Origin of the sequence: Vibrio sp. vnigr-6D03, assembly GCF_002835515.1 — a bacterium.
GTDB lineage: Bacteria > Pseudomonadota > Gammaproteobacteria > Enterobacterales > Vibrionaceae > Vibrio > Vibrio penaeicida.
Map to the genome: position 1 here is coordinate 78,682 of NZ_PIZL01000007.1, position 12,802 is coordinate 91,483.

General features: G+C 44.5%; 12 protein-coding genes. 6 read left to right on the forward strand and 6 right to left on the reverse strand.

What is annotated here, in order from left to right:
- The 5 genes from CW749_RS06025 to CW749_RS06045 all read left to right on the forward strand — a co-directional run.
- Positions 1 to 232 (forward strand): DUF2796 domain-containing protein (locus CW749_RS06025; RefSeq protein ID WP_145997831.1); only part of this gene is annotated, 232 nt, incomplete at its 5' end.
- Between the two features lie 155 nt (positions 233 to 387).
- Positions 388 to 1,101, forward strand: coding sequence for an ABC transporter ATP-binding protein (locus tag CW749_RS06030; RefSeq protein WP_101111146.1), 714 nt, complete (start codon positions 388 to 390; stop codon positions 1,099 to 1,101).
- Positions 1,101 to 2,357: an ABC transporter permease gene (locus CW749_RS06035; RefSeq protein ID WP_101111147.1), complete on the forward strand. Its 1,257-nt coding sequence runs from the start codon at positions 1,101 to 1,103 to the stop codon at positions 2,355 to 2,357. The genes CW749_RS06030 and CW749_RS06035 overlap by 1 nt, the downstream gene beginning before the upstream one ends.
- A 9-nt stretch (positions 2,358 to 2,366) precedes the next feature.
- Complete coding sequence (locus CW749_RS06040; protein ID WP_167404751.1) at positions 2,367 to 2,867, forward strand: DUF3299 domain-containing protein; 501 nt, start codon at positions 2,367 to 2,369, stop codon at positions 2,865 to 2,867.
- A gap of 289 nt (positions 2,868 to 3,156) precedes the next feature.
- Complete coding sequence (locus CW749_RS06045; RefSeq protein ID WP_101111148.1) at positions 3,157 to 4,050, forward strand: TIGR03899 family protein; 894 nt, start codon at positions 3,157 to 3,159, stop codon at positions 4,048 to 4,050.
- A 141-nt stretch (positions 4,051 to 4,191) separates the two neighbouring features.
- On the opposite strand, the gene cysC is transcribed toward CW749_RS06045, so the two are convergent.
- The 5 genes from cysC to cobA all read right to left on the reverse strand — a co-directional run bounded on the left by cysC (position 4,192) and on the right by cobA (position 9,930).
- Complete coding sequence (gene cysC, locus CW749_RS06050; RefSeq protein ID WP_101111149.1) at positions 4,192 to 4,809, reverse strand: adenylyl-sulfate kinase; 618 nt, start codon at positions 4,807 to 4,809, stop codon at positions 4,192 to 4,194.
- Between the two features lie 49 nt (positions 4,810 to 4,858).
- Entirely contained in the window at positions 4,859 to 6,583 is a 1,725-nt protein-coding gene (locus CW749_RS06055) for an SLC13 family permease (RefSeq protein WP_101111150.1), read from the reverse strand.
- 69 nt (positions 6,584 to 6,652) lie between these two features.
- A complete protein-coding gene (gene cysN, locus CW749_RS06060) occupies positions 6,653 to 8,080 on the reverse strand; it encodes a sulfate adenylyltransferase subunit CysN (RefSeq protein ID WP_101111151.1) in 1,428 nt (475 codons plus the stop codon).
- 17 nt (positions 8,081 to 8,097) lie between these two features.
- Positions 8,098 to 9,006 carry a sulfate adenylyltransferase subunit CysD gene (cysD, locus tag CW749_RS06065; RefSeq protein WP_101111152.1) on the reverse strand — a complete coding sequence of 303 codons (909 nt, stop codon included), beginning with the start codon at positions 9,004 to 9,006 and terminating at the stop codon, positions 8,098 to 8,100.
- Positions 9,007 to 9,069: 63 nt separating this feature from the next.
- Positions 9,070 to 9,930, reverse strand: a complete 861-nt coding sequence (gene cobA / locus CW749_RS06070) for a uroporphyrinogen-III C-methyltransferase (RefSeq protein WP_101111261.1) — start codon at positions 9,928 to 9,930, stop codon at positions 9,070 to 9,072.
- A 381-nt stretch (positions 9,931 to 10,311) separates the two neighbouring features.
- Here cobA and cpdB point away from each other — a divergent pair, with 381 nt between their 5' ends.
- Positions 10,312 to 12,273, forward strand: coding sequence for a 2',3'-cyclic-nucleotide 2'-phosphodiesterase (gene cpdB / locus CW749_RS06075; RefSeq protein ID WP_101111153.1), 1,962 nt, complete (start codon positions 10,312 to 10,314; stop codon positions 12,271 to 12,273).
- 58 nt (positions 12,274 to 12,331) lie between these two features.
- Here the strand turns inward: cpdB and CW749_RS06080 are convergent, their stop codons facing one another.
- Positions 12,332 to 12,802 carry a hypothetical protein gene (locus CW749_RS06080; RefSeq protein ID WP_101111154.1) on the reverse strand — a complete coding sequence of 157 codons (471 nt, stop codon included), beginning with the start codon at positions 12,800 to 12,802 and terminating at the stop codon, positions 12,332 to 12,334.

Genomic DNA, 12,802 nt, shown 5'->3' on the forward strand with positions numbered 1-12,802 from the left:
CGACCATGATAAACACGATCACGATAAGCATGATCATGAAGAACATGGCGGTCACGGTGAATTCATCGTTGAATACCACTTCGATTGTGGCAATATCGCAAAATTAAACCAGATTGACACTCAATGGTTCAAACACTTCCCATCTACAGAGTCAATGAGCGTAAACATGATCACCGAAAAAGCTCAAGTAGCAACCGAGCTGAGTAAGAACAACCACAAGGTTTCGTTCTAACAATCTGTTATTGATTCATAAAATCAGATAAAACAATACTCAGAATGCCGAGTTCGGTTTATCTTTCGAAAGGTTTAACCACGAAAGATAAACCGGTCCTAACTGGGTATTGAATAAACAGGATCTATTGACGCTAAAACAGAACGGATCGCACCATGACAGCCTCTCCTACCTCTTCACAGATAATTTCTCTGAAAGATATCCGTTACACTTGGACACCAGATGCACCGGATACCTTGAATATCTCTGAATTTGCCGTTTCACAAAAAGAGCGAATCTTCATCAAAGGGCCAAGTGGCTGCGGTAAATCGACATTACTGGGCTTACTAACCGGTATCTTAACGCCCCAACACGGCAGCGTGTCCATATTAGGTGAAACGGTTTCCAGTTTTTCACAAGGACAACGTGATCGCTTTAGAGCCGATCATATCGGTTATATTTTTCAACAGTTTAATTTGCTGCCGTATTTGTCAGTGATTGATAATGTGCTCTTACCTTGCCAGTTTTCTAGTATTCGAAAAAATAACGTCAAACAATCACTGGAACAAGAAGCCAAACATTTACTGGAGCGTCTGCACTTACCAAAAGATAAGATCCACTCTCCCGTTATTGACCTCAGTATTGGGCAACAACAGCGCGTTGCTGCTGCCCGAGCTTTGATTGGTCACCCCGAATTACTGATCGCCGACGAACCTACGTCGGCACTTGACCATGACAACCGTGCCGCCTTTATTGAACTTCTAATGGAAGAAGCCACACAAGCCAATACCACCTTAGTATTTGTTAGCCACGACCCGACATTGGAGTCTTTCTTTGATCGAACCATCGATCTACCGAATATTAATCAGGCTTTAGGAGGCGATCGCTAATGACTATTCTTCATCTTGCCCGCAAAAGTCTGGGCAATCGCAAAGCGACAGCATTCTTAACGATTCTCACCGTCGCCATATCAGTGGTGTTACTCCTTGGAGTAGAACGCATACGCACGCAAGCCAAAAGCAGCTTTGCCAATACGGTTTCAGGTACCGATTTGATCGTTGGCTCTCGATCGGGTCAAGTCAACCTGCTGCTTTATTCTGTTTTTCGAATTGGTAATGCCACAAATAATATCGACTGGAGAAGCTTTGAAGAATTTAGCCAGCACCGCTCAGTAAAGTGGGCGATTCCAATGTCTCTAGGTGACTCCCATCAGGGGTTTCGCGTGCTTGGTACAAACCAAAGTTACTTCGAGCATTTTCGTTATGGCAAAAAGCAGCCTCTAGAATTGCGTGAAGGTAAGCCTTTCAACCGTCTATTTGAGACGGTGATCGGTGCCGATGTTGCCAAAGCACTTAACTACAAGGTAGGTGACGAAATCATTATTGCCCATGGCATTAGTGATAAGTCATTCACTCGCCACGACAACCTTCCTTTTAAAATTGTGGGCATCTTTGCGCCAACGGGTACGCCAGTAGATAAAACCGTTCATGTTTCCCTGCAAGCGATTGAAGCGATTCATGTGGGTTGGGAGTCCGGTGCAAAAATTGGCGAAACACCGAGATCAGACGTTCTAGAGCAGCAAAATTTCCAGCCAAAGCAAATCACTTCCTTTATGCTAGGGCTGAAATCGAAGATTCATACCTTTGCGCTACAGCGCCAGATCAACACCTACAACAAAGAACCCATGAGTGCAATTTTACCCGGTATAGCACTTCACGAACTTTGGGGAATGATGTCGGTGGCTGAACAAGCATTGCTGGCAGTATCGGGATTTGTGGTCGTTGCTGGGCTACTGGGTATGCTAAGCAGCCTGTTAACCAGCTTGCAAGAACGAAGAAGAGAAATGGCGATATTGCGTGCGATGGGCGCGCGCCCTAAGCACATCTTTTTCTTACTGATTAGCGAAGCCAGCGCATTAACACTTGCTGGTATCGTATTTGGCATCGCACTTCTTTACATATTAATTGCAATAATAAGCCCCATTGCAGCGCAATTGTATGGCATAAATATAGAACTTACCGTGTTGAGTGCTCACGAGTGGATGTTGCTTGGTTTAGTACAAAGTGCAGGTATACTCATCGGGTTTATTCCCGCATTCAGAGCGTATCGTCAATCTCTGGCGGACGGTATGACCATTAGGATATAAGGATATAAGATGAAAAAAATCCTACTCATCCTTTGCTGCGCCTTGAGCTTTATGGCTCCCGCATACGCAGACAAAGTGACTGTAGAAACATTAACCCTAGACTGGATTGATCTCATTCCTGAGAGCGAAAGAAAGCAATTTACAGCTGGAGGGATGCCGGTTGCGGATCACAACACAGACGTTGTTCGTCAATCCAAAGTGGGCAGTGTTCGCCCAGAATTGAATGGCAGCAAAGTGAAGATCCCAGGCTTTGTTATCCCCTTAGAAGGCGACGATAAAAAGGTGACAGAGTTCTTATTGGTTCCCTACTTCGGTGCTTGTGTTCATGTCCCGCCACCGCCACCGAACCAAATTATCTACGTGAAGTTTGAAAAAGGTGCTCCGATACATCAACTGTGGGATGTCATATACGTGGTAGGAACGTTGAAAACTGAGACCATCAATTCCGATTTGGCTGAGACTGGCTATTTGATTGAAGGAATTGAAATAGAAGAGTACGACGACGCTTAAGCCGCTAAAATAGGAATGTTAGTCTGCCTACTAAACAATGAATTTAGAAAGGTAGGCTAACACTGCAATATAGATCAAAAGCAATAACGCAATTGATACATGCTTTCTAAGCTTTACCCCTTTCATCTCCTGCATATCACCTCCAATATACTCGCAACAATTTTAACAAATCGTTATCATTAGGAATAGTCAAAATCTTGATAAAATTCCATTAAGTTTGCTGGACTCCGGCTGGAAAGCCACTTTAGTATAGTAATCGAGCACTTAAACTTTATTTGGAATCGAATCAATGGCAGACGACAAAAAGCCTGTAGTTATAGAGCAAGCCAATACCAAAGGCACATCCAATAAAAAGAAGACGTTTATACGCGACAGTGCAAGCCGAGTGATTCAAATCGCTCAGGTACATCAGTTGGATGCCTTATTAGAAGACGAGCCGCCTGAAACATCTGCTATTGAACGAGCCATCAGTCGTCAGAAAAAACGCCAAGAGCAGCGCCAAAAGAACTTAGAGAAAATCCTTAAGTTTGCGCACGACAGCTGCAATAACGAAACCGCAGGCGAGCCCGATGCCGATTGGCTATACCGTTTCTTCGATATGGCACAAGACATTCATAACTCCTCAATGCAAAAGTTGTGGAGCCAAGTCCTTAAGCGTGAAATCACCAACCCGGGCTCAACGTCTATGAAAGCCCTTCAAGTTCTAAAAGACATGTCGCCAAAAGAAGCTCAAAACCTACAACGCGCTGCGTCACTAGCGTGTAGCTTTGGCAGCGATAACAGCAAAAAACTGCTGCTCGGCTTTAAGTCGAAAGAGGGTTTTTTAGGGTTCTACAAAAAAGAAAATACCACGGTCGTCAACATGGGGACCTATCAGCTTCCATACTCCAGTTTGTTGCATTTGATAGAGCTCGGATTAGTGCTCGGTACGGAGTTAGAGTCAGGTGAAGTGGATTTCGACCCAGCTCTGCTAATAAGCTATCAAGGTAAACAGATAGCACTTCAGCCAATGAACAAAGGCATCCGCTTACTCTACTACCGCTTTACACCAACGGGCGATGAACTTTGCCGCTTATTAGGTAACAAACCCAATTCCAATTATTACGACCAACTTATGGCGCTATTGGCACAAAAATTCACCGTCCAAACAGAAGCAGGCAGTCACGTTAATCAAAGTGTATAGCTCGCTTATGAACTGACACTTAAAGCCGGAACACTAAAATCAAAAAAGGGAATCACTGAGTGATTCCCTTTTTACTTTCTGTATCTAAGCTTTCTTTTTCTAAGCTATCTATGTCTAAAACTATTTGTTTCAATAAGCGGCTTACTTAATGATGCCGCGGCTTCTTAGATCAGCCAAACACAATTCAACCAGTTCATCGATGCTCTTCTCACCAGCAGGCAAATCAATTTCAGGGTTTTCTGGCGTTTCGTATTCAGAATCGATACCAGTGAAGTTTTTGATTTCACCGGCACGTGCTTTCTTATAAAGACCTTTAGGATCTCGCTGCTCACACACATCTAAAGAAGTGTTTACGAATACCTCGAGGAATTCGCCTTCGTCGAGCATTGTGCGAACCATTTGGCGCTCAGCACGATGCGGTGAAATAAACGCAGACAGCACAATCAAACCAGCATCAGCCATTAATTTTGCTAGCTCGCCAATACGACGAATGTTTTCGCGGCGATCTTGTGATGAAAAACCCAAATCGCTACATAGCCCGTGTCGAACGTTGTCACCATCCAACAGGTAAGTGTGATACCCCAATTCCGCTAATTTCACTTCCAGTGCACCAGCGACAGTTGATTTACCTGCACCCGATAATCCCGTAAACCACAGCACCGCCGGCTGTTGATTTTTTTGGTTAGCACGCGAAGCCTTACTTACCGAATGCTGATGCCATACGACGTTTTCATCGCGCTGCACGGTTGCTGTTGTCATAGTCGTTCAGTCCTTTATAAACCGCCACACCCAATCTTAGGCTGTGGACTTAAAATGGAAAAAAGTAAGGGATCAGCGTCAGCACTAGAGCTGAGTACACCAATGAAATAGGTAAGCCAACCCGCAAATAATCCGTTATGTGATAGTTGCCTACGCTGTACACCAATAAGTTGGTTTGATAACCGTATGGCGAAATAAAGCTGGCACTTGCCCCAAATAACACCGCCATAATGAACGGCATCGGGTCAACCCCATAGCCAATCGCCATGCTGTACCCTAATGGGAACGCGAGCGCAGCGGCGGCGTTGTTTGTAATGAGCTCTGTCAGCACCAATGTGAGTAGATAGGTTGCAACCAATGCGCCAAATACACCCCATCCATTGAACGCTTCAATGAACATGTCCCCCAGCCTCACAGACAAGCCGGACGACATCATGAGCTGAGCAATCGTCAATGCACTGCCCACAATCACCACGATATCGGTAGGAAAACGTCTTCTGAGCTCGTTAAACGTTACTATGCCAGCCGCAAGTAATACCAGTAAGTAACCGGCTAAGCCTTTCAGCAATGGAAGCACTTCCAATAACGCTAAGCCAATCACACTCGCAAAACCGAGCAGTACCATAGTGGATTTATTCGAATCCAGCCTTGCAGTTGAATCAAGGTCGTTAACCAGTACAAATTCTCTGCTGTGTGTTCGTCTTTCTGCTTCAAAGCGTTTACCGGGAACGAGTACTAATGTGTCACCCGCAGTCAAACGTACGTTGCCTAGCCCGCCTTCTAATCGCTCATGACCACGGCGAATGGCGACCACTACGGCATCAAAACGGTCACGGAATTGCGAAGATTTCAGTGTTTTATTGCAGATAGATGCAGAAGAGCTGACAACCACTTCCAGAAAACTTTGCCCATTAAGATGATGTTGACCAAACAGCTTCAACCCCTGAATTTCCTGTAATGTTGCGACGCTTTCTACATCGCCACAAAACAGCAGGCGATCTTTTGCTTGCAGCACAAAGTCAGGGTCAACTGAGGCGGTGGTTTCACCATCGCGTATCACTTCAGCCAAAAACAGCTTTCTTAAGGCACGCAGATTATTTTCGGCAATGGTTCGACCCACTAACGGAGAGCCTGGCTCTACTATCGCTTCTAAGAAATAAGGTAAATCGTCTTGAGAATGATCTTCATGATTCGGAAGAAGGTAGCTCAACGGAATCAGGATCAACATGCCACCAACCAAGACCGACAAGCCGATCATCGTTGGGGTAAAAAAGTTTAAACTCGGTAAACCTGCATCTTCCACAAAACTGTTGATGATCAGGTTTGTCGACGTGCCGATCAATGTCAGCGTTCCGCCTAAAATCGCGGCATAGCTGAGAGGAATCAGCAATCGCGATGGTGAATGTTGTTGATTGCGCTTTATCGCACCAATCAATGACACCACAACCGCGGTATTGTTGGTAAACGACGAAAGCAACGCAGTCGAAATCCCCAGCTTAGCCACTACCGATCCCAAACGTCCTTCTGAGATATGACGGCTTACCCAGCTGATTAAGCGAGATTTTTCCAGCGCACAAGACACCAGTATCAATAGCACTAATGTCAGTAATGATGAGTTAGTAAAGTTTGCGGCGATCTCGGTGATGTCGCTCAGTCCAGCCATATAAGCGAGAAATGCCGCACCAGCAAAAATAATACTCGGCTTAATGCGCGTGACCAGTAAACAGGTCACGATGCCAAGTAACACCGCTAATACAAATCCTTGTTCCCACATACCCTACTCTCTGAGAAAAGTAAGGGAGCGTTGTCGCTCCCTTATTTAAGGGCTTTCGCCCTTGAGCTTCTATTTAAGCAATTTGCTTAAGTCTTTCGCATCCCAATGAGGGAAATGCTTACGAACTAAAGCATTCAGTTCAAGCTCAAAGGCAGAGAAATCGCCCGCTTGTACTTCAGTTTCACTTAAACGCTCACGAATCAGACCAGCACCAACGGTGACATTGGTTAGACGGTCAATGATAATAAAGCCACCTGTATCAGCGCAGTCTTGGTAAGCATCTAAAGCAACAGTCTCATTCAGAGACCACTCACATGCAGCAATACCATTTAGCGGTACTTCTTGTGCGTCATGCTTAGATAGGTTGTTGATGTCATATTGATATTGAATCGCGTCAACCTGACCAACCGTTTTCTTACCCGCTATCTTGACGTCGTAATCTTTGCCCGGCTTAAGTGGCTCTTCCGTCATCCAAACAACATCCGCCAAAATACGGTTCGTTGAATCGATGTTGGCTTTCTCAAGCACAATCAAGTCGCCACGGCTAATGTCGATTTCATCTTCTAAGGTCAATGTTACGGCTAAACCCGCTTGCGCAGATTCTAAGTTGCCATCGAACGTAACAATGCTTTCCACTTTCGAGGTTTTACCTGACGGGAGAGCACGAATCGCATCACCTACAGAAATCGAACCTGAAGATACCGTGCCTGCAAAACCACGGAAATCGAGATTAGGACGGTTCACGTATTGAACAGGGAAACGGAATTCGCCGTCGCCTCTTTCTTGGTCTACGTCAACATCTTCAAGTAGCTCAAGCAGTGATGGACCTTCGTACCAACTCATTGGCTGGCTCTTGTCTACCACGTTATCGCCTTCCAGTGCTGAAATAGGAATCAGCTGGATATCGATATTGCTTTCAAGCTTCTTAGAGAAATCCAAGTATTCTTGTTTGATTTGCTCGTAACGATCTTGCGAGAATTCAACCAAGTCCATCTTGTTCACCGCTACGATGAAATGACGAATACCAAGAAGGCTAGAAATAAACGAGTGACGACGCGTTTGATCCAAAATGCCTTTACGTGCATCCACAAGGATAACGGCCACATCACACGTTGATGCACCTGTCGCCATGTTACGAGTGTATTGCTCATGTCCCGGAGTATCCGCGATAATGAACTTACGCTTCTGAGTCGAAAAATAGCGGTACGCTACATCGATGGTGATCCCTTGCTCACGCTCTGCCTGCAGACCGTCAACCAATAGAGCCAAATCAGGCTTTTCACCTGTTGTCCCTACACGCTGGCTGTCTGAGTGAACGGCGGCTAACTGATCTTCATAAATTTGCTTAGAATCATGCAGCAAGCGACCGATTAATGTACTTTTACCATCATCTACTGAACCACAAGTCAGGAATCTAAGTAGAGATTTGTGTTGGTGTTCATTGAGGTATCCTTCGATCCCCAACTCTGCTAATTGAGCTTCAACAGCACTGTTCATGTTTTCTTTCCTTAGATTTAGAAGTAGCCTTGACGTTTCTTAAGTTCCATCGATCCTGACTGATCGTGGTCGATCGCACGTCCTTGACGTTCACTCGATGTTGCTACTAGCATCTCTTCGATAATTTCCGGAAGCGTAGTCGCTTCAGATTCGATTGCGCCTGTCAGCGGGTAACAACCCAAAGTACGGAAGCGAACGTTACGCTCTTCTACTTTTTCATCTGCTGCAATTTCCATACGTTCATCATCAACCATGATCAGCATGCCATCACGCTCTACAACAGGGCGTTTGTCTGCTAGGTACAATGGAACGATTTCAATATTCTCTAGGTAGATGTATTGCCAAATGTCCAACTCGGTCCAGTTTGAAAGTGGGAATACACGAATGCTTTCCCCTTTGTTTACTTGACCGTTGTATGTTTTCCAAAGCTCAGGACGCTGATTTTTCGGGTCCCATGTATGGTTTTTGTCACGGAAAGAATACACACGCTCTTTCGCACGTGATTTCTCTTCATCACGGCGAGCTCCGCCAAACGCCGCATCAAAACCATATTTGTTCAGCGCTTGTTTCAAGCCCTGAGTTTTCATGATGTCGGTGTGCTTTGAAGAGCCGTGAGTGAACGGACCAACGCCCATTGCCAAACCTTCTGGGTTCTTGTGAACCAAAAGATCGAATCCGTATTTCTTTGCTGTGCGATCACGAAACTCAATCATTTCGCGGAATTTCCAGTCGGTATCGACGTGCAGCAACGGGAAAGGAATTTTCCCTGGGTAGAACGCTTTACGTGCTAAATGCAGCATCACCGAAGAATCTTTACCGATGGAGTACATCATGACGGGGTTATCAAACTCAGCAGCCACTTCACGGATGATATGAATGCTCTCCGCTTCTAGCTGTTGTAAGTGAGTTAATCGTTGTTGATCCATTTTCTTTTGCTTCCTTTAAGGCTCGTCGACGAGCTTTCAAATATGCTCAGAGTCAAACAAGAGTTAGGCAAAACTCATTGCCGGCTCTAAATCTTGTTGGTTTTCACCAAACCAACTCAACTTGCTGGACAGATTAACCACTTCCCCGACTACGATGAGAGAAGGTGATTCCGCATGCACGGCGAGATCTGCCAATTCGTTTAGCTGGCCTTTGAATACTTTCTGACAGGATTGAGTACCACGTTCGATGATGGCAATAGGTGTTTCACCATCGCGACCAAATTTGATCAATTGGTCTTGTATGTAGCTGGATTTCATTAACCCCATGTAGATAACCAATGTCTGATTACCACGAGCTAACGTTGACCAGTCCATTTGATCGCTTTCTGCTTTCAGATGACCCGTAATGAACATTGCCGATTGCGCATAATCGCGATGCGTCAATGGAATCCCTGCGTACGCTGTCGCGCCAGCAGCGGCAGTAATGCCTGGAATTACCTGAAAAGGCACACCCGCTTCAAATAAAACTTCCAACTCTTCGCCACCACGACCAAACACAAATGGATCGCCACCTTTAATGCGAACGACTCGGTGGCCTTGATGAGCAAAATCCACCAGCAACTGGTTGGTTTTCTCTTGCGGAACACTGTGGTGACCCGCACGCTTTCCTACGCACACCAATATCGTGTCATCAGGAACCAACTCCATGATTTCATCCGAAACAAGATAGTCGTAAAGAACGACATCGGCTTGTTGAAGGTAGCTCAGTGCTTTTAAAGTGAGTAGCTCTGCATCACCCGGACCTGCGCCAACTAACGCAACTTCGCCAGGACGCAGCTTACTTTTTCGAGCTGAGCTCGAACGTTTTGCCACTAAGCGAGGCTTTTTATTTGGGAATTGCGTCAGTGTGTCTATACCGGCCATGGTGTTCATCATCATTTTTCCTGTGATGATGGCATTATGACCAGCATCCGTTATTACCTGAAATTCTAAAATTTCATTTTTTATTCGAAAAGTTGATAAGAACAAAAAAGCATGAGACATGAATATTGAGCAATTTATTCATTTCGTGAAAAAACTCCCCCTATATTGCGCCCAATTGCATTTATAAGATGCGGTTTAAGGGAATTATCAATTACAAAACCAATAGAAAATTTGGTTTATAGCTAACAGTTTGACATTTCCAACTTAGCTACAGATCACACTATTCATAAGCAAGGCAAATTTGTTTCATTGATTTTTGTTACATTTCGACATGTCAATTTTCATCCTATTACTTTTCGTCTTATGACTCTGGAGCAAACCATGAAACTGGCTGTGAAACCTCTTTCTATTGCGGTCCTTGGTGGCTTATTAACCATTGCGGGTTCGGCAATGGCTGACACCATTAAATTGAGAATCATTGAAACCACCGACATTCACACTAATGTGATGGATTACGATTACTACAAAGATAAGCCATCTCAAAAGATTGGCTTAACCCGTGCAGCAACATTAGTAAAGCAAGCTCAGCAAGAAGTGACGAACAGCGTTCTGGTTGATAACGGTGATTTGATCCAAGGCAGTCCTATGGGTGACTACATGGCAGCCAAAGGGATCGAAAAAGGCGAAGTTCACCCTGTTTATAAAGCCATGAACCAGTTGAACTATGATGTGGGCAACATTGGTAACCATGAATTCAACTACGGTTTGGATTTCCTAATGGAAACCATTGATGATGCTAACTTCCCATACATCAGCGCCAACGTATTCGACAAAAAAACAGGCGAGCACTATTTCACGCCTTACATCATCAAAACTCATAATTTCAAAGATGTAGATGGCAATGTCCAAGAAGTCAAAGTCGGCTACATTGGTTTCGTTCCACCACAAATTATGGTGTGGGACAAAAAGAACCTTGAAGGCAAAGTGTTTGCCAAAGACATAAAAGAGACAGCTGAAGAATTGGTTCCGAAGATGAAAGCTGAAGGTGCTGACGTCATTGTTGCCATTCCACACTCCGGTATTTCTAGTGACCCGTACAAACTTGGGGCCGAAAACTCAACACTCTACTTATCTGAAGTCGAAGGCATTGATGCGATTGCATTCGGTCACGCTCACTCTGTATTTCCGGGTAAAGGGTTCGATAACCTCCAAGGCGTTGACAATAAAAAAGGCACCATTAATGGTGTTGTGTCTGTAATGCCGGGTCGCTGGGGTAGCCACGTAGGTGTCATGGATCTTGTCTTAGAAAAAGACGGGGAAGGATGGAAGGTATCGAACGGACAAGCCGAAGCGCGTCCAATTTTCGATAAAAAATCAAAAACCTCGCTAGCAGAACCAGATAAAGACATGGTGAAGGTATTAGAAGCCGATCACAAAGGCACTCGCGACTTTGTAAACCAGCCAATAGGTAAAGCTAACGACGTGATGTACAGCTTTTTGGCATTGGTTCAAGATGACCCAACTATTCAGATCGTCAACTTAGCTCAGAAAGATTACGTGGAACGCTTTATACAAGGTGATCCTGATCTAGACGGAATCCCAGTACTTTCAGCGGCAGCACCGTTCAAAGCGGGTGGGAGAAAGAACGATCCGGCCAACTTTACTGAAGTGGAATCTGGTGAGTTGACGTTCAGAAACGCCGCCGATCTTTACTTGTATCCGAACACGTTAGTCGCACTCAAAGTGACGGGTAAAGAGGTGAAAGAGTGGCTTGAATGTTCAGCGGGTCAATTCAAACAAATTGATACAGCTTCATCCGCACCACAAAGTTTGATTGATTGGGACGACTTCCGTACGTACAACTTCGATGTCATTGATGGTGTTAACTACCAAATCGACATCACTAAGCCAGCGAAATACGACGGTAACTGTAAAGTAATCAATGAAGGCTCTGAGCGTATCGTTGGTTTAACTTATCAAGGCAAACCTATCGATTTGAAGCAAGATTTCATTATCGCTTCAAATAACTATCGCGCATACAGCAACAAGTTCCCCGGTACAGGTTCTGAATTTTTGGCATTCGATGCACCCGATGAAAACCGCACAGTATTGGCAAACTACATATCCCGTGTGAGCCAAGAAAATGGGCAATTTGCTCCGAGTGCTGATAACAATTGGTCATTCACCCCAATCACAAGTGACACAAAGCTGGATATCCGCTTTGAAACCTCACCAAGTGAAAAAGCAGCCGCCTTTATTAAAGAGAAAGGTCAATACCCAATGGAGCGCGTCGCAACCGATGATGTTGGATTTGGTGTATACCGATTGGAATTGCAAAAATAGCCACTACCTATTTAAAGCAACTCTGATTAAGATAAACCGCAGCCAAGGCTGCGGTTTTTTAATGCATTCCACCAATGCCAATATACAAACTGAAGTTTTCAGACAAAACTCGAAAATTCGCTTTTTCCACAGCTCGAGAGACCTCAACATTTTCATTTTTTGCCGAATGGAAATGATCATCGGCACCACCTGTCGTAAATAGCGGAGAGAAGAAGTCTTTCTTAATTTTCAAGTGATGTTTTGCACTGATAGAGGAAATGAATTCTGCTAAGCGAGTTTGCACTTTTTCTTCATTCAGTTCTTTCGAAAAGTAATCCATTTGGTAATCATCCATCAAACAGAATTGATGTTCGTAGATCAACAAATCACCATCATCGAAGAAAAAAAACTGTACACGCCTTTCATTATCTTCTTGTATCCAAGTATTGAGGACTTCTTTGTCATAATTCACTTTTAATACCGATAAGTGGCAATCATCTGCAAAAGTAAATAGAGGTAGAAGCATCAACATCCAAAGGAAATTTTTCAT